We start from the raw sequence: 25,408 nt of genomic DNA on the forward strand, positions 1-25,408 counted from the left end.
GGAAGGTTTTTTACGGTTCTCCCAGTTCCTGTTTCAAATATTGATACAGCTTTGCACCCGCCTGTTTCAGCGGGAACGCCGCGGTTTTGCAAAGGATGCCGAAGGTTACGCTGATCGGGTCATCGCCGATGAACCGGACAATCGTTCCCGGAGGAGGAGGGGAAACGATGCTTTTCGGAATCAGGGCCACGCCGAGTCCTGCGGCAACATAGTTTTTCAAGGCGGTCATGCTTCCGATCTCCATCGTGTTCATTTGGCTCCCCGGTAGTTCCTGAAACGCGATTTCGACTTTCTTCCGGTAGGTGCAATTGTTGGCCGTGATCAGCAGGCGGTGTTCCCTGATATCCTTCAGATGGATGCGTTCATTGTTTCCGGCGGGGTGTCCTTCAGGGAGCAGCACTACAAGCTCTTCAGCATAAAGCGGTTCAAAATAAAGATCAGTTCCCATAGCCGGAGTCGAACAGACGGCAAGATCCAGGGTGCCTTGAACCAGCCGTTCTCCCAATGCCGACGAGTTGGCGATATCTACGGAAACCCGGATCTTTGGATAATCCGCTAAAAATCTCCCCAAAATCCGCGGTAATTCACAGCTCGCGATCGGTTCGACCGCTCCCAGACGGATATTTCCCGCTTCGCCAAGCAATAAGTCGGCCATATGATGTTGAAGGTGATCCATGTCCTTAACAATATGTCTGCTTTCTTCAAAAAAGAGCCTGCCGGCTTCAGTCAGACGGAATGTTTTCCCCCGCTCAAGCAAACGAATGCCGAGGTCTTCTTCGAGCTTTTTGATTTGCATTGTGACCGTGGACTGCGCATAATTCAGTTCTTCAGCCGCACGGTTAAAGCTCCCGCAAGCCACGATTTTATGAAACGTCTTTAACGTTTTGAAATCCATCCTATCACCTCAAGTTCAATAAAATTGAATGAATCCTTCAAATGATTCAATTATACAAAATGATATAACCGTTATACACTATTAAACAATACAAAGGAGGAATGAATATATGCCATTTGTCAGGATGGATCTTTTAAAAGGAAGATCCAAAGAAGAGCTTCGCCGGATCAGCAGATCGGTTCACCAAGCGATGACGGAGACGATCGATGTTCCGGAAGACGATTATTTTCAGGTCATCACCCAGCACGATGAGGAAGAGTTCTTTTTCGATCCCGGCTATATGAACATCAAACGGACGAAGGATTTAATCTATATTCACATCACAATGAAAGAGAGACCGATCGAAAAAAAGCAGGCTTTGTATCAACGAGTTGCAGAGTGTTTACAAAAAAACGCCGGCATCCGCCAAGAGGACGTCATGATCATTGCAGCTGAAAACGTAAAAGAGAATTGGTCGTTTGGGAATGGTACAGCACAGCTTGCATCAGTTGAAAAAGGAGCGTTGGGAAATGGAAATAAAAGATAAAACAGCCCTTGTCACAGGAGGCGGCACAGGGGTCGGCAGAGCGGTATCGCTCGCTTTGGCAAACCGGGGCGCAGCGGTTGTTGTCAACTATTCGCGTTCCAAAGCGGAGGCTGAAGAGACGGTTGGGATGATTGAAAGTCAAGGCGGCCGCGCGCTCGCGGTTAAAGCCGATGTTTCTAAGATCAGTGAAGTTCAAGACATGTTTGATCGGGCGGTGCGCGAATTCGGTACCGTCGATTTGCTCGTCAACAATGCAAGCATCACCAGGCATATCGAGCTTGATGACTTGGAGGGGGCTTCTGAAGAAGTCTGGGATGAACTGTATGCGGTAAATGTCAAAGGAATGTTTTATTGTGCGAGAGCGGCGGCACCTTTTATGAAGCAAAATAAACAAGGCGCCATCGTAAATGTCGGCAGTATCGCCGGGCTTACCGGTTCAGGTTCTTCGTTACCCTATGCCGTATCAAAAGCGGCAGTCCACGGTCTGACGAAATCATTGGCGCATGCGCTTGCTCCTGATATTAGGGTAAGCTGTGTGGCACCGGGCGCGGTATCGACAAGATGGTGGGAGGGGAACGAAGAGAAAATGAAACGGCTCAGCCAAAAGCTCCCGCTTGAGCGGATAGCAGAACCGGAAGATATCGCCTTGCTCATTTGTGCGCTGCTCGAACAAGAAACAGTTACAGGCCAAATCTTAACGGCGGACTGTGGTCAAACATTATAGCGATTATAAGCCTATTATCCTATTTCTATATGAAACCATTTACCTTATGATAAATCATATCGAAATAGAAAAAAGAGGGAAGAACGTATGAGGCGTTTACAATCGTTAGAAGCCATTGAAAAAGTAAAAAGCGGGGACTATCACGTTTTGCGGGATGCCGAATGGCTCAAGTATCTCGTTTTAACTGAAGAACAAAATGTCAATCTGGAGCGGATATCTTCGCTGGAGAACATGCCTCAGAATCCCGTTTTTCTTTATGTTGAACAGACGCTCTCCATCTTGGAGAAAGCTGACATTCCTGAGCTGGAAAAAGAAATCATTGAAGAGGTTCTCATATGGAGTGAAGCGGCTAAATGCGGCCTGCCTCATAAAAGAAAGGAATGGCGTGAGAGCGGCTTTCAGCTTGCGATCCATAATATTGGGTCAGCACAGATTTATGCTGATCGAAGACAGGCGTACATGCCGGAACGGCAGGCTATTGAGGAACTCATTTATATTTTGATTTTGACGCATGGACTCGTCGGACAGTATATCCGCGGGGAAACAAGGTATCGCCAATTCACTCCTCTTATCGATTGGATTGAAGCATCCGAACTTCAGCACATCGACATCAGGCGGGTTCTGTACGTTCTGAACAAATGCATCATTGAAGGGGTTTCGCCGGCGCTTTGGGAATCAATTGAACGAGACGTAAACCGGGTAATCGGCCAAATCTGCACAGGAGAAAGAAACAAAGACTGGCCGTTTGCGGAAAGGATCAGAAAACTGCGCGGACAGGCGCTTGATTCCGGAGAAGACAGCAGCCGGTACGAGCGGTTTTTGAGGGAACATTCGGCGGAAGATACGTTGAGACGCTTCTTTCAGCGGATTGATTTATGGTATGTGGAATCCGCCTTGTCTTCGTTCAGTTTTGAAGAGTTTGTCAAAATCTTTCTGCTCGTGCTTCGTTCTGTCAACCCTTTATCAGTCAGGCACATCAGCTTTGAGCCGCTGATGAAGGACATGTACCGTGATTACCAGGGTGTGCGGCATATCAATGTTTATAAAAAACGGATTATCGAAGCGTGCTTAAAAGAGATGTCGATCAGCGATTTGCTTTACGGCGAGGTGCCTGTAAATGAACACGTTTCGCTTGCTGTTCAGCCGTTTGATCAAGCGTCCGAGATTGTCGGCGTCACGTTTTCATTTTCGCAGGCCGGACTGAAGCTGATTGAATTTTGCCAGGAAGCGGAGAAATCGCCTTTATATGAACGGGCGATCGTGCTGCTTTATGATTTTTTTGAGTTTCGCAAGGATTCGTTTGACCGGCTGCAAAATGAAGCGGCTTATCTGTCTGACATGAACGGTGCCGAAGATTATAAAAAGAAGATTGCCGATTATGCTGTTGGAGAAAGAATGCTCGACATCGGAGCCGGAGGCGGCGTCATGCTTGATTTGCTGACAGACCAGCATCCTGAAGCAGAGGTCATCGGAATCGACCTTTCCGTCAATGTCATTGATGAGCTCCAAAAAAGAAAAGTGCGCGAACATAAGCCGTGGCATGTGAAACAGGCTGATGCATTGGATCTGCCTGAGTACTTCGAACAGGAAAGCGTCGACACCATCGTTTTTTCATCGATATTGCACGAATTGTTTTCATACATTCCGTATGAAGGAAAACAATTTAATCATCTCGTTATTGCCCAAGCGTTAAAAAGCTCCTTTGATATTCTGAAGCCGGGAGGCAGAATCATCATCAGGGACGGAATCATGACCGAAAACAAAGAGGAAACGCGGCGGATTCGTTTTAAAGACCCGGATGGAATGGATTTCTTGAAACGGTATGTCCATGATTTTAAAGGGAGAAAGGTGCAAATTCTTGAGGATGAAAAGGATACGGCCGTACTGTTTGTGAATGATGCGATGGAATTCCTCTATACATATACTTGGGGAGAAGAAGCCTATCCGCACGAAGTGCAGGAGCAATTCGGCTATTTTACGCCGTCTGAATTCCGCCGCTGTATCGAGAAAGAATTAGGGGAACGTGCGAACATTCTTGTGTTTGAACACTATGTGCAGGAAGGGTATGAAGAACACCTTTACCCTAAAATCGAGCTGACAGACCGGCTCGGCCGCCGTGTGCCGCTGCCGGACAGCACTTGTTTTATTGTAATTGAAAAAAAGCACCTCTAGGGTGCTTTTTTTTAGTTGTTGCTTTTAAGGAAGCTTGAGAAGTATTGTTCGGTCTTGTAATTATCAGCATCCATTTTCCATTTGTCATTTTTTGATTTTTCAAGTTTGACTTCAACGGTTTTCTCACTTGAAGTCGCCTCTGCTTTTTTGATTTCTTCACTCATGATGTCAATCGCAGGATTGATCAATTCATCTCTGGACATGAAGTTTTTGCCGCTGTCTTTCACATAGTCTTCAAGTCTTTTCTTCACTTTCTTTTGGACATCTGTATTATCGATTGGCGTAACGGTTGCCTCAACAGTTGCTTCATCGCCTGAAATTGATTTTGTAACTGCTTTGACTTGTGATTTTTCTTGATAAGCGTTTTGGATGGCGCTGATTAGTTTATTCAATTTCTTTTTATCGACATCTTCTTCATCATAATATCCTAAAGAGCGAACGATTGATTTTTGAGCGCCTTCAAGGTAATCGGTAACGACTTCACGCTTGTTTTCGTCGACCAGTTTATCAAAGTTATCATTATCTTTGCCGAAAATCGTTACATCTGTGTAAGCCAGCAAAGCTTTTGCCGGATCTTCAAGTTTTTTGGCTGTTTTCAGCAAATCGTCGCTGCCGCCGTCGATCTCGAATTTGACAGGATCGGCTTTATTTTCACCATACATGTCAGGTGTGTATTCAAGCTGAAACTTTTTGCCCTTTTCAACGATGTAATAGATATTTCCGTCGACTTCTTTGTCAGAATTCAGCGTAGAAGAGCGAAGCCTCTTGTTTCTTTCATCATAGACGCTGACGTCCGACATTTTTGAGTCGCCTTCGTAAAGGCTGAATTGGCTTTTATCAACCATCAATGGTTCTTTTCCTGTATTTTTCACGGAAACATTGATCTTTAGTATAAGTTCATTTTCGTGCAGGTTTGTTGATGAATCATCCGGAAGCGTATATTCGGAGCTTAGGATTTTAACTTCTGCATTATCTGCTTTTTTCGTATCTTCTTTCTCTTCACTCGCACTTTTGCTGCCCCCGCAGGCTGTTGACACGACTGCTACAATCATCAAAAGCATCATTAGAAAAAACTTTTTACTTCGCATGGTCTGTCTCCTTTTTTATTGTTTTTTTCAATGTTATGTAAATGAAAAGAATGAGATGGTCAGGGTATAAAGGCCCTTCATCGGGACAAACCTTACTCAAGTCCCGGTCATTTCATTTATCTAACAGTGAAAATTTGATTATAATTCTTCCTTTTTCCTTAGTTTCTTTAAAAAAACAGAAACAACATCACTCATTTTAAGGTTTGAAGAATCATTAATAAATAGGTGTTAAATACTAATTTTGGGCAATGATTTGCAAGATTAGGCATGTTTTCAAACTTTGGATAGTATGAAGAGACTAAAACTAATGACATACACTTCGGTGCATTTAATTGAGGTTTATCCATTTTTTACTTTGGTCAAGACAAGTCGGATCAGGTTAAAAATATAAGTATTTTGTTTAGAAGCCGCTCTTTTGTTGGTGAATTTTGAAATTGGACCACAGTAGATAAAAAGTCCCGTTTTCGGGTTTCCTTAACCTAAGCTTAAAATTTAGTAGATCAATCGTCGCAGAAACGCCGGTTTTGATGGTTTAAGGCTTTTCTATGGTCAGGGAGATGGAGGCATATATGGGGAATACAGCCGGGGCTCCGGCTGCATATTGGAGCTCCGGATTTTTACTTAATACCGATTATCATGGCGATCACAATCGCGGCGGCACCGATAATGATCCAGCCTGCGACAAGCTTCCAGACAAACTTGACCCAGCGTTCATAAGAGACGCCTGCGATTGACAGCGAAGCCATCAATACACCGGAGGTCGGGATGATTGAGTTGGTGATTCCGTCTCCGTACTGATACGCGAATACGGCAATCTGGCGTTCGAATCCCAATAAATCGGCCAGCGGAGCCATAAGCGGCATCGTTGTGGCTGCCTGTCCGCTTCCGGATGGAATAAATGTGTTAATCACGATTTGCACGGCAAACATGCCGATGGCGCTGATTTCGTTCGGAAGCGAGCTGATGGCTGAAGCAAGGCTGTTGATGATCGTATCAATAATATGTCCGTTTTCCAATACGATGACGATGGCACGGGCGAAGCCGACGATCAGCGCTCCGTATACAACCTGTTTCATACCTTCGACAAATGAATGGAAGGTGTTGTTGATGCCGAGTCCTCCCGCAAGGCCGGCGGCAAAGCCGATGATGAGAAACCCGGCCGACAGCTCACTTAAAAACCACCCCCATTGAAATACACCGAACATATTGATGCCGAAGCCCAATGCTGTGATCAACAGGACGAGACCGTGTCTTCCGGTAAAGGAAAGATCAGCATGTCCTGCGGCAGTCTCTTTATTCATCTCTGTTTCGCTTCCATACATCAAACCGGTATTTGGGTGCGCTTTGACTTTTTGGGCGTACCGCATCACATAAAAAATGGAGAAACCGAGCATGGCAACATAAACGGCCAGTCTATAACCGAAGGCGCTAAACACAGGGACTTCCGCAATTGTCTGTGCGATTCCGACTGTGAACGGGTTCAACATGCCGCCGGTGAATCCTGCAGCCGCGCCTAGGGAAATCATCGCCAGCCCGGTCATAGAATCATAGCCAAGCGCTCTTGCAACAGCGATTCCGATCGGAATAAAAATAATCGTCTCTTCAGACAAACCGATTGTTGCGCCTCCGATGGAAAAGACGAACATGGTGACGGGAATCAGAAGGAAGCCGCGTTTCTTCAAACGCTGCACGAGCACATGGACACCGGCGCGAATCATGCCGGTCTGATGGATGATGCCGAAAGCTCCGCCTATTAAAAAGATGTAAAAAATAATATCCGCCGATTGAATCATGCCTTCCGGTATGGCTTTAAATATTTCGAAAAAACCGACCGGACCGGCGTCAGTCTGCTTGTAGCTCCCTTGTACGATAACCGTTCGGCCGTCTTCTTCAACCCGCTCAAATTCCCCTGATGGAATGAAGTATGAAGCCAGTGCAGCTAAAATGATAATGAAAAAAATCAAAGCATAAGTATGAGGGAAATGCAGTTTTGTTTTCTGGGGGGTGCCATTGCTCATTCCGTTCGTTTCCTTTATAATGTATTAATATTCATAGAATTATATATTTAAACATTTTGAGGATATGAGCTTTACTTTGTCAACCCTGGAAAAGAACTTTCGGTAATGGAGAAGGGAGAACCGTTATGAAAAAACAAATTGAGAAGGAGATTGAAAATATCCGTGAAGAGCTGCTGCATATCAGCCAGTATATAGGCAATCATCCTGAACTGGGGCACGAAGAATTCAAAGCTTCAAAGATTCTGTCCGAGGAGCTGAAAAAACACGATTTTCAGGTGGAATTAGGAACATGCAGCCTTGCGACGGCGTTTACGGCCGAGTTTGACAGCGGCCGTCCCGGCCCTTCCATAGGGTTTATGGCTGAATACGATGCATTACCTGACCTCGGCCATGCCTGCGGGCACAATTTGATCGGCACGATGGCGGTCGGCGCCGCAATCGGCATCAGCAAAGTCATTGCATCGTGCGGAGGGAAAGTGTACGTTTACGGAACGCCTGCGGAAGAGACGAAAGGCGGAAAAGTAACCATGGCCGAACAAGGGGTTTTTGATCACTTGGACGCCGCTATGATGGTTCATCCATATTGCAGGCACGAAAAAAGCGGGACATCGCTGGCGATGGATGCGATCCAATTCGAATTCTTTGGCAAGGCCTCGCATGCAGCGGGAGCACCTCACGAAGGAATCAATGCGCTAGATGCCGTCATTCAGACATTCAACGGCATTAATGCGCTCAGACAGCACATTCTCCCGGATGCCCGGATTCACGGGATTATTCCGGAGGGAGGGAAAGCGGCAAACGTTGTGCCGGATTATGCGGTTGCCCAGTTTTATGTCAGAGGAACGGAACGTGCTTATGTCAATGAACTGCTCGATAAAGTGAAAAATTGTGCAAAAGCAGCCGCGCTTGCGACTGGAGCCCGGCTTGAGAGCTCTTTTTATGAGCTGTCTTACGATGATTTGAAGACAAATGAAACGCTGTCAGACGCTTTTACACAAAACATGATCGAGTTGGGCGTCGACCCCGAATCGATTCATGAAAAAGCGGACGGAGGGGGTTCGGTTGATATGGGGAATGTCAGCCAGATCGCACCTTCCATTCATCCTTATGTACAAATTTGCGATGAGCCGTACGCGTGCCACACACCCGAGTTTCGGGAGGCGGCCATGAGCAGCCAAGGGTTCGAAGGGTTGATGCTCGGCGCAAAATCTATGGCATTCACCGCATATGATGTACTCACCAATGAAGAGCTGCTGAAAAAAATAAAGGAAGAATTCAACCTTTTAAAACAATAGAAGGTCAGAAGAGGGGATCGTCACGCCCAACCCTGATCTTGAAAAGGAAACATATTGGCTTCCAACTCTTTGAACCCGCAAAAAGCCCGGATTTTGCTGCTGCTGGCGCTGACCAAAACAGATGATCCGAAAAAGATCCAGTCCTATTTTGATGAATATTGACGGGAAGCCGCCGGGAGCCCGGCGGTTTCAGCGTGTCCAAACCCTCGCATTCGTTGTCAGGCCTGGTGAGTCAGTGCCTACGAATAGGAGAAGGACCGGCGGCTAACCAACCAGACGTCCTGCCTGAACGCCGCCATCATCACATCCTGTGATAGTCTGCTCCGATGCTCGGCCTTCCTAGACTGCAAGGGTTGCGGGTCACGCTGAAAAGATGACAAAATCCCAAAACTAAAAGTCGTTTTGGGATTTTTACAGGTCGAGCGCTAAGCGGACCATATCGATGCAGCGCATGCCGTTTTCGTATATCGGATTCTCGTAATGTCTCAGGAAAAAGTCGCGGTCGATGCCGGTGATTCTAAATCCGCATTTTTGATAGAGCGCCAGCTGGCCGATGCTTGAATTCCCGGTTCCGATTTCAATTGTCTTAAATCCTTGAGATTTTGCCGTTTCAATCGCATGCATAACCAATTGTCTGCCGATTCCTTTTCCCTGCAGCTCCTCTTTGACGGCGATATTGACGAGCTCTGCCGTTTCAGGTCTCGTCGGCAGCAGTACATAGACACCAGCAATCCGGCGGTCGATTTCGGCTGTAAAGCACTGTCCCCGTTTGAGATAATCGTTAACCAGTTTTTCGGAAGGGTCTGCCGTCAACAGTAAATCAAGCGGTGGCTCATGTTCCGGATATAACCTCTGAATATTCATTTCACTCATCTCCTTTTGATCTAAACTGAAAACATTGAAATCCCCAAAAGGCTCATGCACAATAGTAAACACAAGCGAACAGTAAAGTGAGGTACTGATATGAATAGATCTGACTATATGAAGCATGACGCAGTTGCTTTATCTAAGCTTATCAAACATGGGGAAGTAACGGTGAATGAATTAATTGACGCTGCTTTTTCCCGTCTTGAAGAAGTTAATCCAGAACTGAATGCGGTCATTCGGACGAGAAAAGAGCAAGTCAAACATGAATGCAAACAGCTTGATATCAGACAGCAGCCGTTTGCCGGGGTGCCGATCCTTTTAAAGGATATCTCCCAAGCGTTGAAAGGGGAGCCTCTTACAGCCGGAGCCAAGCTGCTTTCAGCTTATCAACCAAAGCGCGATTCGAATTTCGTCGCTAAATTGCGCGGCGCCGGTTTTTTATTTCTCGGTCAAACGAATACGCCCGAATACGGATTGAAAAATATTTCTGAGCCTGAATTATATGGGCCGTCGCGAAATCCCTGGAACACCGATTATTCACCAGGTGGTTCAAGCGGCGGTTCTGCTGCTGCGGTGGCGGCCGGAATCGTTCCCCTTGCAGGGGCTAGCGACGGGGGAGGCTCCATCCGGATCCCCGCTTCCTTTACCGGGCTATTCGGTCTGAAGCCGACCCGGGGCAGAACGCCTGTAGGGCCGGGCGCCGGGCGGCAGTGGCAGGGGGCATCGATTGATTTTGTGCTGTCACGTACGGTCAGAGACAGCGCTGCGCTCCTAGATATTTTGCAAACCGTTCAGCCTGAAGCTGCTTTTCAAACGCCTTTATTTCCAGGCCATTATGAAGAGGATATGAACAAAGGGCTGGAGCGCCCTTTGAAAATCGCATTTTCTGTAGAATCACCCGTCGGAACGCCTGTCAGTGATGAAGCCAAACAAGCAGTCCGCCGTACCGTTCGATGGCTGGAAGCGCAGGGACACCATGTCGAAGAGCAGACAAACGGGGTTGACGGACTCCGGTTAATGGAGAACTACTACTTAATGAACAGCGGCGAAATTTCCGCGATGATCCTGGGAATGGAAAAAACGCTTGGAAGAGCGATCACTGTTCAGGACGTTGAAATTGTCACATGGGTGTTGAATGAAGCGGGCAAAAAAGTGTCGGCAGCCGAATTTACGGCAAGCCTTGCTTCCTGGGATCAAGCAGCTGCACAAATGGCGGCGTTTCATGAGACCTATGATCTGTATGTGACCCCGGCAACGGCTTACCCCGCTCCAAAGGTCGGCGAGCTTACCCATACCGAAAAAGAAGCCGAAGCGCTCCTGAAAGTGAGTGAGCTGGAAAAAAGCGAGCAGCAGTCGCTGATTTATCAAATGTTTTTGAAAAGCTTAACATATACACCATTCACACAGCTTGCCAACTTAACCGGACAGCCTGCAATGAGCGTCCCGGTCCACCTGACAAATGAAGGTTTGCCGCTCGGCGTTCAAGTGACGGCTCCGAAAGGAAAGGAACACTGGCTGCTTCGCACCGCCCATTTATTAGAGCAATCAGACTTATGGATCGGAATGAAAGGCAATCCAATGTTCGGCAGTCTATAACCGCATAAAAGAAGACCGGCCGTTAATCAGGCCGGTCTTCTTTTGTATCGTACAGTTTTTCAAGCTCGTCAACCAATGTTCCGACATACGCCACAGCCCGGCGGACCGGTTGATCCGTCGACATGTCAACACCGGTGTGTTTCAACAAGTCCAGCGGCTTCATTGTACCGCCTGCTTTTAAAACGTTCAGCCATCTGTCGACGGCAGGGCGGCCTTCTTCTTTGATTTGCTGAGAGACGATCGTCGATGCTGTCAGCCCGGCTGAATAGGTGTAAGGATATAACCCCATGTAATAGTGTGGCTGACGCATCCACGTTAAGCCTGCTCCTTCATCAAGCTTTACTCCGCTGCCCCAGAATTCGGACAGCACGGCGTTGGTTTGTTCAGACAGTACGGAGGCTGTAAGTGCGCACCCCTGTTCGGCGAGTTCGTAGACTCTCCGCTGATATTCCCCTTCAAGCAGATGGGTGACGAAATTATGGTAATACGTGCCCATCAGCTGGTTGATGACCCAGCGCTTCATTTTCGGGTCATTTGTTTTGGAAAACAAATGCTGGGCGAGAAGCATTTCGTTCATTGTAGAAGGCGCTTCAATAAAATATAGAGACGGTCTGACGTTCATGATGCGCTGCTTGCGGTTTGCGAAGTAGAAATGGCCGGCATGACCGAGTTCATGGGCAAGTGTAAAGGCATCCCGCATCGTATCCGTCCATGTCATCAAAATGAAAGGATGCACCCCGTACGGGCTTGAACAAAACGCGCCCGTAGATTTGCCGATGTTGTCAGCGAGATCAACCCACCGCTCAGTCAAGGCGGTTTCCATGACTTCCGCGTACTCCGGTCCCATCACTTGTAAAGCGTCCAGGATCATGCGGCCGGCCTGTTCGTAAGTCGTCTTTGGACTGAAGTCGTGATCGAGCGGAGCCTGCAAATCGCAGAAGCGCATCTCGTCAAGGTCTAATACGCGTTTTTTCAAGGCGGCATACTTGCGCATATGAGGTGCAAGTTCGTTTTTAATCACATCAAGCTGGTTGTGGTACATTTCGAGCGTGACGCTTTGCGGCTGAAGAAGCATATGGGTGACGGATTCATATCCGCGCAGCCTTGACATGCCGACCTGTTTTTTGACTTCTGTTTCATAGATGGCGGCGATGGTGTTTTTGTATGTTTGCAGGGTATTTGTAAAGGAGTCAAATGCGGTTCTGCGAATATGCGTATCAGGAGAGAACATGTATTTTCCTTCATATAACGCGAACGAATTAGCCAGCTCATTGCCGTTCCGGTCCTGAATCGGGGAAAATTGCATATCCGCAAGCTTCGCCATCCCGAAAATTTTGTACGGTGCATCATGTACTTCACCTAATATGGCTAACGCTTCCTCTGTTTCGGGAGCAAGTTTATACGGCTTGCGCTCCATTATCTCCATCAGCATTTTGCTGAAAGGCTCCAGTCCTTTCTCGCTTTTTATGTACGTCTCCACTTGATGTTCGGGGAATTCGAGAATTTCCGATTGGATAAATGAAAGCCCGGCGTTTAGTTTAGCTTGCAGTGCGGCCATCCTTGAAGCATCGGCTTGGTTGACGGGGTTTGTCAAATCTTCGGACTTTCTGAGGTGAGTATAGGCGACGGTCCGGATTAGACGCTCTAGCAGTTTTTCCTGGAGCATTAAACAATCGAGCAACACGTCAGCTCCTTCGTGAAGCCTTCCTTTAAAAGAGCCGATCAATACGAGATCTTCCTCAATTTTTACAAGTGCGTCTTCCCAAGCTTCATAAGAAGAAAATAAATCAGTAAGATTCCAAGTCAGTTCCTGCGGCACCTCAGAGCGCTTCGGTCTTTTTTCTGCCACTTTTTCCAATGTACAGCCTCCCCTTGAAAGTATTTCGTGTTTCTAATTAATTATATAAAAGACGGCAGCAGAATGAAATAAAAAACGACGGCTTCTGAAGAAACCGTCGCAAATCGTCCGCTTATTAAGCATTGCGGTTTCGTCCGCCCATGCTTCTCATGACGAGGCTGACGATGAAGATCAAAATGATCGCCCCGATCAGGGCCGGTATGATATTAAACCCGCCGATCGTCGGACCCCAGCGTCCCAAAATCATGGAGCCGAGCCATGAACCGATAAATCCCGCAATAATATTTCCAATGATTCCTCCGGGTACATCACGCCTGATAATGAGGCCGGCCAGCCAGCCTAAAATTCCGCCGATGATCAATGACCAAATAAATCCAAACATTGAACAAAACCTCCTTGTTTTTTAGACATTTTCAGCCTTATACCTATCTTTTGGAATTCGTGAATAAATATACAAATTTTCTCTAAATGAAACCATTCGGGCGAACAAACGTATGGAATACGGACACCTAGAACAGGCATAAGACGCTTAAATCAAGAGAGGAGAGTAAAATGAGACAGCCTATAAAGGAATTAAAAGGCTTTCGGGCATTTGCCCTGGAAAAAATGAAGGAGTGGAACGTTCCCGGAGCCGCTGTTGCAGTCATTAAGGAAGACGAGATCATCATGGCGGAAGGGTTTGGATTCAGGGATAAAGAGCGGAAATTAAAGGTAAACCCGGAAACGGTATTTGCGATCGGTTCCGCCTCCAAGTCATTTACAACGGCGGCGATGGCAGTTTTGGCTGATGAAGGGAAAATGGAATGGGACAAGCCGGTAAGAGAGTATCTTCCTGAGTTTAAGATGCATGATCCGGTGGCAACTGAACGGATGACTCCCCGTGATCTGGCGTGCCATCGTTCGGGCCTTCCAAGACACGAAATGATGTGGTACAATTCCTCTTTTTCAAGGGAAGAGCTTTTCAGACGGGTCCGCTACCTTGAGCCGAATTTGGATTTTCGATCAAAATGGCAGTATCAGAATCTGATGTATATGACGGCCGGTTATCTTGCGGGAAGAATAGCGGGGACGACATGGGAGGATCTTGTTTATGAGCGGCTTTTCAAACCTTTGCATATGACATCCAGCAGCTTTTCGGTCGAAGATATGCAAAAGCTTTCCGATTTTGCCTTTCCATATCAAGAGAAAAACGGAACGATTGAAAAAATTTCTTTTCGCAATATCGATGTGATCGGGCCGGCTGGATCGATCAATTCCAATGCTGTGGATATGGCAAATTGGGTGCTGCTTCAGCTTGGCAGCGGCAAATTCAGCGGGATTTTATCAGAGGGAAGCCTTCATGAACTGCATACGCCTTGCATTTCCTGCGACTCTATTATTAAAGCGAAGGAACTTCCGGTCTGCAGCTATGGGCTCGGCTGGTTTGTTGAACCGTACCGGGGCAGCCATATGATTCATCATGGGGGAAATATTGACGGTTTTTCATCGCTTGTCGCTTTCATGCCTTATGAAAAAATCGGGATTGTCATTTTAACAAATATGAACGGCAGCTTTCTCCCAAATGTTCTGGCGTTTAATATTTTTGACCGCTTGCTTGGATTGGAAGAGATCGATTGGAGCGGTCGGCTGAAAGGCGAAGCGGAAAAAATAATGAAAGCCGCTTTAGGAGTGGATCGAACCGCGGATCTTACCAAAATTGAAGGAACGACTCCTTCTCATGCCCTGAAGGACTACACAGGTGTATACGAGCATCCCGGCTACGGCGAAATCAAAATAGAGCTGAAAGACGGCGTGTTACAGGCGCTCTTCAATTCGTTTGTGATGCCTTTGAAGCATTATCATTACAATATATTCGAGATGAAAATGCCGCTCACGGAGATGGCGATGCTCGCATCCTTCGACACTGATATACACGGACATATCAGCCGCCTTTCCGTACCGTTTGAAATGGCGGAAGGCGCTGGAAAAATCGAATTTGTCAGGAAGCCGGATCAGCAATTGTACGACCCTGAATTTCTTGCTTCTTTAACAGGGGAATATGCATTGGAAGATGGAACAGATGTCGTTGTGTCTCTCAGAAACAACCGGACGCTCTGGGTTTCATTGCCCGGTCAGCCTGATTACGAACTTGAACCTTACCTTGAGTTGACATTTCAAATCAAAAATCTGCCGGGTTTCAGCGTCCGATTTGAAGCTGGCGATTCCGGACAGGTAACAGGTTTGCGCTTCATCCAGCCGAATGGAGAATTTCCTGCTGTCCGGAAATAGCAGCAGAAGACATATTTCGATTTATTTCCCGAGAAATATACAGGTGTGAGCCAGCCTAGTCACTCCTGGATGGCTTCCAGCAATAAATCCGCCAGATGAACGGCTCTCACTCGGTCTGTAAGCCCTGCTCGTTCAATGCCGAGCTTCATTTGCAGCAGACATCCGGGATTAGCCGTAACGATCGTAGCGGCCCGGGTCGCTGCTGCTGCTTCCATTTTAGTATCGAGAATTTTCATCGACATTTCGGATTCGACAATGTTATAAATGCCAGCTGATCCACAGCAGCTTTCGGCATTTTTCATTTCCTTGAATTCAATGCCCTTGATGCTGCGAATAAGGCGTCTCGGCTCAGCAGACGTTTTCATGACATTTCGCAAATGGCACGAATCTTGGTAGGTGACGATTTGCTGCGGCAATTCAAGGGATTGCTGATCAAAGTTCAGTTCCAACAGGACGGAAGAAAAGTCTTTTAGTTTCCGTGTGAAAGATGCTGCCCGTTCCCGCCATTCAGAGTCATCTTTCAGGAGATGATCATATTCCTTTAAAAATGCTCCGCATCCGCCTGCATTTGTCACAATAAAGTCCGCGTTTGAATCCTCGAATGCCTGAATATTTCGCTTTGCGAGCAGGATGGCCTCAGACTTTTCGCCGCTGTGTCCGTGGAGGGCGCCGCAGCAGGTCTGCTGTTCGGGAATGATGATCTCGCAGCCGGCCAGCCGCAACAGCTCGATGGTTGCCGTATTCGTATCTAAAAACAACGTATCCATGAGGCAGCCTGAGAAAAAGGCGGCCCGTTTTTTTCTCTCCCCGATCGCAGGGAGCAGGTGCGGCCGTTTTTTCAGCTGCTTCATATCGGGAACTTTCGGCAAAACCGCCTCCATTTTCGCGAGATGGTCCGGCAAAAGCCGAAGCAAGCCCGATTTGCGAATCACGTTTTGCATGCCGGAACGCTGATAAACGCCGAGCATTCCGGTCAGCGCCCTGATTCTGTTTTGGTGGGGGAAAAGCCCTTTGAATACTGCGCGGCGAAGCACTTTAACCGGAAAGGCGTGCTTTTTGTTCTGCTGAATAATATCCCTCGCTTCTTCAAGCAAACGTCCGTAGTTTACGCCTGACGGACATACAGGTTCACACGCGCGGCAGCCGAGGCAAAGCTCCAGTGACCGTTCGACATCCTCATCAGGCTCGATCGTCCCGTCGACGACCGCTTTCATGAGCGCGATGCGTCCGCGCGGTGAATGGCTTTCTTGAAAACCGGATTCGATGTAGGTGGGGCATGACGGCAGACAAAAGCCGCAGCGCATGCAATTCAGCAGCTCTTCCTCATTCATTCGTTGTTTAAACTGCTGTTCAATGACCTTTCTTTCGTTAGCTGTCGTCATTTTGTCACCACCACCCGCTTGCGGGAGTCCTTCGCAAATATCTTCCCGGGATTCATGATGCTGTTTGGATCCAGCGCCTGTTTTACCGCCTTCATGGCGGCGATTCCCGCTTTGCCCAGCTTCAGTTCCAAATAGGGGGCTTTCATTTCGCCGACCCCATGTTCTCCGGTGATTGTTCCTCCCAGTTCAACCGCTTTTTTAAAGATGTCTTCAAAAGCCTGTTCGACCCGTTTCATTTCTTCACTGTTTCTGACATCTGTCGTACATGTCGGATGAAGGTTGCCGTCGCCTGCGTGCCCGAATGTACAAATCGATATTTGGTGCTTTTCGGCGATCGTATTAATCGCTTTTACCATTTCGGCAATTTCTGAGCGCGGTACCGTGGCATCCTCCAGAATGGTCGTCGGCTTTAAACGGGCTAAAGCTGAAAGTGCGGTGCGGCGGGCTTCCCGAAGGTTTTCTGCTTCAGATTCTGTTTGTGCAGTTTGAACGGACACAGCATTTCCTTTTTTGCATATTTCTTCAATCACGGCAATGTCACGGCGGACTGCTTCTTCGGTGCCGTCCTGTTCGATCAGGAGAACCGCTTTGGCATGGACGGGAAGGCCGATTTTCGCAAAGTCCTCGATCACCTGAATTGTGGGTTGATCGAGAAATTCGAGCGTCGCCGGAATGATTTTGTGTGCGATGATATTTGAAACAGTTTGGGCTGCAGAGTCGATATCTTGAAAGAGAGCGAGGACGGTTTTTTTTGTTTCGGGTGCCGGGATGAGTTTTAATGTTGCTTCAGTGATGATGCCGAGCGTTCCTTCAGAACCGACGAACAGACGCGTCAAATCATAGCCGGCAACGTCTTTGGCGAGCTTGCCGCCGGTGCGGATGATGTCCCCGTTTGCTAGAACGATTTCCAGCGCCATGACATAATCGCGGGTCACTCCGTATTTCAAACCGCGGAGGCCGCCTGAGTTTTCGTTGATATTTCCGCCAATTGTCGAGATCTTCATTGAGCTCGGATCGGGCGGATAAAATAATCCCTTTTCTTCAGCGGCGTGAATTAAATCAAGCGTGATCACGCCAGGCTGAACGGTTATCGTTAAATTTTCTTCATCGATTTCTAAAATTTGATTCATATGCTTAAACAGGAGGACAATTCCCCCTTCAGTCGGGCATGTGCCGGCACAAAGGTTAGTACCTGAACCTCTCGGCACAATCGGAATGCGGTGCGTGTTGCAGATTTTCACGATTTGCGATACTTCTTCTTTGCTGCGCGGGGCAATGACCGCGTCAGGCATTGATTGAAACTGGGGTGTCGCATCATAGGAATAAACGAGCCGTCCGGCGTTCGAATCGTCATAATTGGCAGAGCCGACAATCTCAATCAGCTGGGATCTCACTTGTGAGGAAATCATGTATGATCACATCCTTTACCAATTATTATACAAAAACAAACGCTTTCAAAAAATCATTCTTTTAAACTTCCAAAATAAAAAAGAACCCGTTTTCAAAGAAAACGCGGTTCTTTGCAAGAGGATCAGGTTGCAAGGCTGATTGCTTGATTCAGCACTTTTGCTCCATCCATCATTCCATAGGCCATTTGGTCAATGACGGCCACGGGCGTATGATACGGCTCGGCACGCTCTGTCATTTGCCCTTTTAAATACCTGACCTGCGGACCAATCAGTATCACATCAATTTCATCCAGATGGCTTGGTAAATCTGCCTCCGCATACGCATTAATTTCGGCCTTCAATGAACGGCTTTTCGCTTCTTCCCTTATTTTTTTCACCAATATACTCGTAGACATTCCGGCTGAACATACAAGTGCGATCTTCATTCTCCTCTTCCTTTCCCAAGCTCTTGATATAAATGAATCATTTCTTTCGCCAAATCTTTTACTGTCATGGCTGTCATTAAATGGTCCTGCGCATGGATTAATAATAGATTGGGTGAAAGGCCTTCGCCTTGTGCTTCTTTTTGCAGGAGGCGGGTTTGTGCCTGATGCGCTTGGCTCAGCTCCGATTCTGCTTCTTGTATCTTTTGATACCCTTTTTCGCATTCGTGATGTTTCACAAGCTGTAACGCTTCCATTGCAGAAGAACGCGCATTTCCGGCGTGAAGGATGATTTCAAATGAGACCTGTTCCAATTGAAGTGTATCTGCCATAACATTCACTCCTTATTTATTCGTTTTCTGTCTGGTGCAAGGCGGAACGTTCTGCCGCTTTTATAAACGGGAGGTAGAGAAGGGTGGCCAACACCAGGTTGAAGATTTGCAGAAAGACCCCCCGGACTGATCCCCCGGTGACGAGATATCCGCTGACAATCGGCGGCGTCGTCCACGGAAGGATCGCCACAGTTTTTGGGACGAGACCGGAAGCCAAAGCGATATATGACGTAATCGTCAAAATTAATGGAATTAAGATAAACGGAATGAACATGATCGGATTTAATACAATAGGAAGGCCGAACAGAACGGGTTCATTGATGTTAAAAAGGCCGGGTGCGAGAGACACCTTTCCTATCGTTTTGTAGTGCTTCGATTTCACGGCAATTAAAATGCCGGCAAGCAGGGCCAATGTTGTTCCAGATCCCCCCATAAATACGTAAGAATCAAAGAAAGGCTTTGTCACAATATACGGCACTTCAAAAGCGCTCATTCCTTGCGAGAATAAGTGTTGATTTTCCTGAATGAGCGGGAGGTAGACGGATTCCATGATCGGCCCCAGGATGTTTGTTCCATGCAATCCAAAGAACCAGAGTAAATGATTCAAGAAAGTAAAAATTAAGGCTGACCCAACCGTGTTGGAAAGGCCTTGAAGCGGCTCTTGAATCGTGCTGAAAACAAGCTCATGGATGCTTTGCCCCGAAAAGTGAACGATCAGAGCATTACATAGCCCGGCAGAGGATAAGATGACGGCAGCCGGCAATAGAGCATTCAAGGATTTTGTGACGCCGTCAGGCACTCCTTCAGGCATTTTGATTTTCAATTTCTCATTTTGGGAAAACAGCCGGAAGACTTCTGTTGACAGCAAAGCCACGATTAAGCCGACGAACAGGCCTTGGGCTCCCAGCCAAGTCATTGAGAAGCCAAAGTCTTCAGTGGTCGGCGTAAGCACAGCAAATGCGCCAATCCCGATTAATGCGGCAGACAGACCATCTGTGTGATATGACTCGGCCAGCTTGAAGCTGACTGCCGCAACGGCTAAAAGGCTCAACAGAGCAAAAGAGCCATTCCATATCGCTCCGCCGACAGCCGTCCATCCCTCGCCGAAAAGACCGGTCATAAAATGTTGAAACGCCGGTATTGGAAAATTATTGACCAGGATGGCGAGGGAACCGATGATGATAAGAGGCATAATGGCGATGAATCCGTCGCGTATTGCAATCAGGTGCCTTTGGGAACCGATCCTTCCGGCGATCGGCATGATGTTTGATTCGATGAATGCCATCATTTTATTTTGTTTCATGTGCACGGACCTCCTCAAAAAATTGCGGGAGATAACGTTTATGAGCCTCGAGCATTTCGTCCAGTACCTTTTGAGCTTTGTGATCAGAAGATACCAATGGATTGGTGATCATCGCTGAGTATGCCGTATTGTAATCGCCGGTGACTGCAGCTTCAATCACTAATTGTTCAAATTTTTTCATCAGGATGATCGGCCCGCTGATGGCATCGGGCAGTTTTCCGACGGTCAGAGGAATCGGTCCGCTTTTTGTAATGACACTGTTGACTTCGATCACCGCATCATCGGGAAGGTCTGGTATGCTTCCTTTATTCAGTGTGTTCACGGTCTGAACATCCATTGAATGATGATAAAGCGAGTTCATTAATGAGCAGGCTGATTCACTATAGTAAGCCCCGCCGCGGCCTTCCAGTTCTTTAGGTTTCTCATGGATCTCGGCGTCTTTGTATTTCTCAAACAGCTGCCGTTCCACTTCCATGACGGTTTCTGCGCGCGTCCCTTTGTTATTGTACGCTTCGATATCTTTTGCGAGCGCATCTTCATGTTGATAATAGTACTGATGATACGGGTTCGGAAGCATGCGTAAAGACCGCAGAAATTGGGGATTCCACGGCAACGCCGCAATATTGGAAGGCGAGTAGCCGAAATGATCATTCAACAGATGCTCAATCGTCTCTTCCGTCCGGTCGATTCCGTCGATCCATACTCTTTTTCCGAAAACAAAATGGTTGAGGCCCGCGAATTCAATCATGACGCGGCTCACATCCACGCCGAATATTTCTGCGATGCTATTTTTCATGTTGTAAGGAATATTGCATACCCCGACGACCTTTTGATGAGGTCCGTGCTTCAGCAAAGCTTCCGTCACGATGCCGGCCGGATTGGTAAAGTTAATCAGCCATGCTTCGGGACAAATCTCTTTGATATCGCGAGCGATATCCAGCATAAAGGGAATGGTGCGCAAAGCTTTAAACATGCCGCCCGCCCCGTTTGTTTCCTGGCCGATCAAGCCGTGGCTGAGCGGGATTTTTTCGTCTAAAGCTCTCGCCTTCAGTCCGCCGACTCTGATTTGAACCGTGACGAAGTCGGCGCCCTTTAATGCTTTTGCCCGATCTATTGTATGGCTCAGTTCGATGGGAACCCCCGCATGTCTGATCATTCGCTTCGCAAGCTCTGAGACGATGCGAAGTTTTTCTTTGCCCTCCTCGATATCAACAAGTACAATCTCATTCACCGGAAATTGATGATGCCGTTTGATGATGCCTTCAATGATTTCTGGTGTGTAGCTGGATCCTCCGCCTATAACAACTACTTTCAGCGCCATAATCCCCCTCCTTAACTCTCTTTTTATGAAAGCGCTTAACACATTTGAAACTTAACATGTTATAACAAATTTGTCCATACATATTTGTTATAACAAATTGTTTTTTTGGGGAACTTTTTATGTTATTCTATAATTACGAACTCACCCCAAAGGAGAAAATGTATGGCGAAACAACCACAGCTCCACAGTCAAATTAAACAAGATATTGTAGATAAGATTGAAAGCGGTTATTATCCGCCGGGCAGCCTGTTGCCGACGGAGTCCGAGTTTTGCAAAATGTATGATGTCAGCCGGACGACGCTGCGGACCGCATTGAATCATTTGCTTATGGAAGGGGCTATTTACCGAAAGCAGGGAAAAGGGACATTTGTCGCCAAAGGAAAAGTAAAGCAGATCTTAAGCTCCAGCAGCCTCCGCTATGCAGAACAATTAAAGGCTCAAGGCTTTAAACCGAAAATCAAAGTTGTTGATTTGCAAAAAATAAAGCCGTCCGAAAAAGTCCAAACCCGCCTCGGAATCGATGCTGAACAATTGGTCTATCAAGTAAAAAGAATCCGCTATGCAGACGATGAAGAAATTCAGTTTGAAACAGCCTATATCAGAACGGATCTTGTCCCCGAAGTAACGGAAGAAATGGCGAATATCTCACTTTACCAGTGCATCAGCGGGCAAGGAAACAACATTAAAAGAACAGAAGAACAAATCAAAATTGTGATTTCTGATGAGGAGATCGCACAACATTTAAATATTACACAAGGCACACCTTGCTTCCAGATATCGACGCAAACATTTTTGGCGTCTGAAGAAGTCGTCGAGTACTCTATGGCCTATTTTCGGGGTGACCGTGTTGAGTTCTTCATTGAACGTGATTATGGACAAAGGGGGAAATGAAAGGGTGAAATCTCTAATCATAAATGCGGATGATTTTGGATTTTCAAGGGGAGTCAACCTTGGAATCATTGAAGCTTTCCAGCGCGGGGTGCTCACATCGACTACGCTTATGGTTAATATGCAAGAAGCGGAGCATGCCGTTGAACTCGCACGGCAAAATCGTGAACTCGGAGTCGGTGTCCACTTGACATTGACGGCCGGGCGTCCGATTCTTGGCGGACTGCATACGATAACAGATGAAGAAGGGAATTTTCGCAAGCTTTTGAACTACCAGGGTTTCTTTGACATTGACCTTGAGGAAGTATATCGAGAGTGGAAAGCGCAAATAGAGAAAGCTTTGTCCTGCGGTTTAAATCCGACACATATCGACAGCCATCATCATATTCATACATACGGAAATCTCCCTGAGGTGTTTGTGGAGCTTGCGAAAGAGTATGACCTGCCTTGCAGAAAGGTCAATCAAGACCAGCCTTCACTATGGAAGGGTGTAAGAGCGAACGATGCTTTTGAGCTGAAAGTCGACCGATTGAAGGATCTATCGAGCTTCTTGACTGATTATCAAGACGCAGCAGTGATTGAAGTGATGTGCCATCCGGCTTACGTCGATAAATGTCTGCTTGAAAAATCGTCCTTCCATTATCCTCGGGCATATGAACTTTCACTACTGACGGAACCTTCTCTCAAAGCGGCTTTGCAACAATGTCCGGATATTCGCCTCACGTCTTACGCCTGTCTATGAAAGAGGCGCCGCTTCTATTCCTTGGCTTTTCGCCTGCAAATAAGATTTGAAATGGGTAGAAAGCGGCGGTTGTTTAATCAATTTTTCTTTATGTTTACAGTTCAGAAAATTCTGATTAATATAGATTTGTCATTACAAATTTTATGAGCCCTTCCCTATTAAAAAGTCTTCTTTTATACGTAAATGTATAGACATCTATACGTGTTTCACCCTCTGTACAACCAGCTCTTTCAAACGAACACGCCGACATTTTCATGAAATCATGATGTCAAGCTCACTTATGTAAGCGTTTTCCCTTGTTGGCTTCAGCGTATCTGCAGCGCTATTAGATGACAAGGAAAAATATAAAACCAGCAAAAAAGGCGGTGAAGAAAAAGAGAGTTCTAGTTTCATGGCTTGCGAAAAAAATTGCATGAAAAGGAGATGAACATCGTGTTGATCAACAAAAGCAAAAAGTTTTTCGTTTTTTCTTTCATTTTTGTTATGTTGCTGAGCCTGTCATTTGTGAATGGGGAAGTTGCAAAAGCCGATTCCGGAAAAAACTATAAAATCATCGGCTACTATCCATCATGGGGTGCTTATGGAAGGGATTTTCAAGTTTGGGATATGGATGTTTCGAAAGTCAGCCACATTAATTATGCTTTTGCTGATATTTGCTGGGAGGGGAGGCATGGGAACCCCGATCCGACAGGCCCCAATCCTCAAACTTGGTCATGTCAGGATGAAAACGGAGTGATCGACGCGCCAAATGGAACAATCGTGATGGGCGATCCCTGGATTGACGCACAAAAGTCAAATCCAGGGGATGTCTGGGATGAACCGATTCGCGGCAACTTTAAACAATTGTTGAAGCTGAAAAAGAGCCATCCTCATTTGAAAACGTTCATATCGGTCGGCGGGTGGACTTGGTCTAACCGCTTTTCAGATGTCGCGGCAGATCCTGTGGCAAGGGGGAATTTCGCCGCTTCGGCCGTTGAGTTTTTAAGGAAATACGGGTTTGACGGGGTCGATCTTGACTGGGAATATCCGGTCAGCGGAGGATTGCCGGGGAACAGCACACGTCCGGAAGATAAAAGAAATTACACGCTGCTCTTGCAAGAGGTACGCAAAAAACTTGACGCTGCAGAAGCAAAAGACGGCAAGGAATACTTGCTGACGATCGCATCCGGCGCAAGTCCCGATTATGTAAGCAACACTGAGCTCGATAAAATTGCTCAAACCGTGGATTGGATTAACATTATGACCTATGACTTCAATGGGGGATGGCAAAGCATAAGTGCCCATAATGCACCGCTGTTCTATGATCCAAAAGCGAAAGAAGCAGGCGTTCCAAACGCTGAGACCTACAACATTGAAAACACTGTGAAACGCTATAAGGAAGCCGATGTCAAGGCGGACAAATTAGTGCTTGGAACACCGTTCTACGGAAGGGGCTGGAGCGGTTGTGAATCCGGCGGCCACGGAGAATATCAGAAGTGCGGACCGGCTAAAGAAGGGACATGGGAAAATGGAGTATTCGATTTTTCAGATCTTGAAAAGAACTATGTGAATCAAAACGGCTATAAAAGGTATTGGAACGATCAAGCGAAAGTACCGTTTTTGTATAATGCGGAAAATGGCAATTTCATTACGTATGATGATGAACAATCATTCGGCCACAAAACGGATTTTATTAAAGCAAACGGATTAAGCGGAGCGATGTTCTGGGATTTCAGCGGCGATTCCAATCGGACGCTTCTCAATAAATTGGCAGCCGATTTAGATTTTGCACCGGACGGAGGCAATCCTGAGCCGCCTTCATCGGCACCTGCGAATGTGCGTGTAACCGGAAAAACTGCTACAAGTGTCAGCCTGGCGTGGGATGCGCCAAGCAGCGGAGCAAACATTGCGGAATATGTCGTGTCATTTGAAAACCGGTCGATATCTGTAAAAGAAACATCAGCGGAAATAGGCGGTTTGAAGCCGGGTACGGCCTACTCATTTACTGTTTCAGCAAAGGATGCGGATGGAGAGCTCCATACCGGACCAACGGTAAAGGTCACGACAAATTCTGATCAAGCCTGTTCATATGACGAATGGAAAGAGACGAGCGCATACACAGGCGGAGAGCGGGTTGCATTTAACGGAAAAGTGTATGAAGCGAAATGGTGGACGAAAGGCGACCGGCCGGATCAATCCGGTGAATGGGGCGTATGGCGGCTGATCGGAGGCTGCGAATAAGAGAAAGCCAAATGGATAGAAAACGGTAAAGAGAGATTTGGGAAACAGCTTCTCACGTCTCTCTTTATGGACAAAGGAGTCT

At 46.9% G+C, this 25,408-nt stretch carries 21 protein-coding genes and 1 pseudogene; 10 read left to right on the top strand and 12 right to left on the bottom strand.

The genetic code is table 11. The features are described 5' to 3' along the window. Positions 1 to 10: 10 nt before the first annotated feature. On the bottom strand, positions 11 to 895 hold the full coding sequence (locus BTA31_RS15795; RefSeq protein ID WP_076793120.1) for a LysR family transcriptional regulator: 885 nt from the start codon (positions 893 to 895) through the stop codon (positions 11 to 13). Between the two features lie 109 nt (positions 896 to 1,004). Between BTA31_RS15795 and BTA31_RS15800 the strand changes: the two genes are divergently transcribed. The 3 genes from BTA31_RS15800 to BTA31_RS15810 all read left to right on the top strand — a co-directional run bounded on the left by BTA31_RS15800 (position 1,005) and on the right by BTA31_RS15810 (position 4,317). After that, positions 1,005 to 1,421 (top strand): tautomerase family protein, encoded by a 417-nt coding sequence (locus BTA31_RS15800; protein WP_076793121.1) that lies wholly within the window; start codon positions 1,005 to 1,007, stop codon positions 1,419 to 1,421. Beyond that, complete coding sequence (locus tag BTA31_RS15805) at positions 1,405 to 2,145, top strand: SDR family NAD(P)-dependent oxidoreductase (RefSeq protein WP_043926124.1); 741 nt, start codon at positions 1,405 to 1,407, stop codon at positions 2,143 to 2,145. The genes BTA31_RS15800 and BTA31_RS15805 overlap by 17 nt, the downstream gene beginning before the upstream one ends. 87 nt (positions 2,146 to 2,232) lie before the next feature. Further along, positions 2,233 to 4,317 carry a class I SAM-dependent methyltransferase gene (locus tag BTA31_RS15810; RefSeq protein ID WP_076793122.1) on the top strand — a complete coding sequence of 695 codons (2,085 nt, stop codon included), beginning with the start codon at positions 2,233 to 2,235 and terminating at the stop codon, positions 4,315 to 4,317. A gap of 11 nt (positions 4,318 to 4,328) precedes the next feature. Here the strand turns inward: BTA31_RS15810 and BTA31_RS15815 are convergent, their stop codons facing one another. Next, positions 4,329 to 5,405, bottom strand: a complete 1,077-nt coding sequence (locus BTA31_RS15815) for a DUF4352 domain-containing protein (protein ID WP_076793123.1) — start codon at positions 5,403 to 5,405, stop codon at positions 4,329 to 4,331. A gap of 617 nt (positions 5,406 to 6,022) precedes the next feature. Next, the gene (locus BTA31_RS15820) at positions 6,023 to 7,423 is read right to left on the bottom strand and encodes a YfcC family protein (protein ID WP_076793124.1); all 1,401 of its coding nucleotides are present in this window, start codon (positions 7,421 to 7,423) and stop codon (positions 6,023 to 6,025) included. Positions 7,424 to 7,548: 125 nt separating this feature from the next. Between BTA31_RS15820 and BTA31_RS15825 the strand changes: the two genes are divergently transcribed. Together BTA31_RS15825 and BTA31_RS23385 are read left to right on the top strand one after the other, a co-directional pair. Further along, a complete protein-coding gene (locus BTA31_RS15825) occupies positions 7,549 to 8,718 on the top strand; it encodes a M20 family metallopeptidase (RefSeq protein WP_043926127.1) in 1,170 nt (389 codons plus the stop codon). Position 8,719: 1 nt separating this feature from the next. After that, positions 8,720 to 8,880, top strand: a pseudogene (locus BTA31_RS23385) (L-asparaginase); the annotation flags it as partial. Between the two features lie 249 nt (positions 8,881 to 9,129). Here the strand turns inward: BTA31_RS23385 and BTA31_RS15830 are convergent. Beyond that, the gene (locus tag BTA31_RS15830; RefSeq protein WP_043926128.1) at positions 9,130 to 9,582 is read right to left on the bottom strand and encodes a GNAT family N-acetyltransferase; all 453 of its coding nucleotides are present in this window, start codon (positions 9,580 to 9,582) and stop codon (positions 9,130 to 9,132) included. A 99-nt stretch (positions 9,583 to 9,681) separates the two neighbouring features. Here BTA31_RS15830 and BTA31_RS15835 point away from each other — a divergent pair, with 99 nt between their 5' ends. Beyond that, the gene (locus tag BTA31_RS15835) at positions 9,682 to 11,181 is read left to right on the top strand and encodes an amidase (protein WP_076793125.1); all 1,500 of its coding nucleotides are present in this window, start codon (positions 9,682 to 9,684) and stop codon (positions 11,179 to 11,181) included. A 22-nt stretch (positions 11,182 to 11,203) separates the two neighbouring features. Here BTA31_RS15835 and pepF read toward each other — a convergent pair whose 3' ends face one another. Continuing rightward, the gene (gene pepF / locus BTA31_RS15840; protein WP_076793126.1) at positions 11,204 to 13,039 is read right to left on the bottom strand and encodes an oligoendopeptidase F; all 1,836 of its coding nucleotides are present in this window, start codon (positions 13,037 to 13,039) and stop codon (positions 11,204 to 11,206) included. Positions 13,040 to 13,154: 115 nt separating this feature from the next. Next, complete coding sequence (locus BTA31_RS15845; RefSeq protein ID WP_043926131.1) at positions 13,155 to 13,421, bottom strand: GlsB/YeaQ/YmgE family stress response membrane protein; 267 nt, start codon at positions 13,419 to 13,421, stop codon at positions 13,155 to 13,157. A 170-nt stretch (positions 13,422 to 13,591) separates the two neighbouring features. Here BTA31_RS15845 and BTA31_RS15850 point away from each other — a divergent pair, with 170 nt between their 5' ends. Continuing rightward, on the top strand, positions 13,592 to 15,307 hold the full coding sequence (locus BTA31_RS15850) for a serine hydrolase (RefSeq protein ID WP_076793127.1): 1,716 nt from the start codon (positions 13,592 to 13,594) through the stop codon (positions 15,305 to 15,307). 59 nt (positions 15,308 to 15,366) lie between these two features. Here BTA31_RS15850 and BTA31_RS15855 read toward each other — a convergent pair whose 3' ends face one another. The 6 genes from BTA31_RS15855 to BTA31_RS15880 all read right to left on the bottom strand — a co-directional run bounded on the left by BTA31_RS15855 (position 15,367) and on the right by BTA31_RS15880 (position 21,476). Then, positions 15,367 to 16,689 carry a (Fe-S)-binding protein gene (locus BTA31_RS15855; RefSeq protein ID WP_076793128.1) on the bottom strand — a complete coding sequence of 441 codons (1,323 nt, stop codon included), beginning with the start codon at positions 16,687 to 16,689 and terminating at the stop codon, positions 15,367 to 15,369. Further along, positions 16,686 to 18,098 carry a glycolate oxidase subunit GlcD gene (gene glcD, locus BTA31_RS15860; RefSeq protein WP_043926134.1) on the bottom strand — a complete coding sequence of 471 codons (1,413 nt, stop codon included), beginning with the start codon at positions 18,096 to 18,098 and terminating at the stop codon, positions 16,686 to 16,688. The genes BTA31_RS15855 and glcD overlap by 4 nt, the downstream gene beginning before the upstream one ends. Before the next feature lie 122 nt (positions 18,099 to 18,220). Continuing rightward, on the bottom strand, positions 18,221 to 18,523 hold the full coding sequence (locus tag BTA31_RS15865; RefSeq protein ID WP_076793129.1) for a PTS sugar transporter subunit IIB: 303 nt from the start codon (positions 18,521 to 18,523) through the stop codon (positions 18,221 to 18,223). Continuing rightward, a complete protein-coding gene (locus BTA31_RS15870) occupies positions 18,520 to 18,852 on the bottom strand; it encodes a PTS sugar transporter subunit IIA (protein WP_043926136.1) in 333 nt (110 codons plus the stop codon). The genes BTA31_RS15865 and BTA31_RS15870 overlap by 4 nt, the downstream gene beginning before the upstream one ends. A gap of 16 nt (positions 18,853 to 18,868) precedes the next feature. Beyond that, positions 18,869 to 20,155 carry a PTS cellobiose transporter subunit IIC gene (gene celB, locus BTA31_RS15875; RefSeq protein ID WP_043926137.1) on the bottom strand — a complete coding sequence of 429 codons (1,287 nt, stop codon included), beginning with the start codon at positions 20,153 to 20,155 and terminating at the stop codon, positions 18,869 to 18,871. Then, a complete protein-coding gene (locus BTA31_RS15880) occupies positions 20,142 to 21,476 on the bottom strand; it encodes a 6-phospho-beta-glucosidase (RefSeq protein WP_076793130.1) in 1,335 nt (444 codons plus the stop codon). Before BTA31_RS15880 ends, celB begins: the two co-directional genes overlap by 14 nt. A gap of 162 nt (positions 21,477 to 21,638) precedes the next feature. Between BTA31_RS15880 and BTA31_RS15885 the strand changes: the two genes are divergently transcribed. The 3 genes from BTA31_RS15885 (at position 21,639) to BTA31_RS15895 (ending at position 25,326) form a co-directional block, all read left to right on the top strand. After that, positions 21,639 to 22,367 carry a GntR family transcriptional regulator gene (locus BTA31_RS15885; RefSeq protein WP_076793131.1) on the top strand — a complete coding sequence of 243 codons (729 nt, stop codon included), beginning with the start codon at positions 21,639 to 21,641 and terminating at the stop codon, positions 22,365 to 22,367. Positions 22,368 to 22,371: 4 nt separating this feature from the next. Further along, entirely contained in the window at positions 22,372 to 23,106 is a 735-nt protein-coding gene (chbG, locus tag BTA31_RS15890; RefSeq protein WP_043926140.1) for a chitin disaccharide deacetylase, read from the top strand. Between the two features lie 423 nt (positions 23,107 to 23,529). Further along, positions 23,530 to 25,326, top strand: a complete 1,797-nt coding sequence (locus BTA31_RS15895) for a glycosyl hydrolase family 18 protein (protein ID WP_422109662.1) — start codon at positions 23,530 to 23,532, stop codon at positions 25,324 to 25,326. Positions 25,327 to 25,408 lie beyond the last annotated feature (82 nt).

It is taken from the genome of Bacillus haynesii, assembly GCF_001969855.1.
Taxonomy (GTDB): domain Bacteria; phylum Bacillota; class Bacilli; order Bacillales; family Bacillaceae; genus Bacillus; species Bacillus haynesii.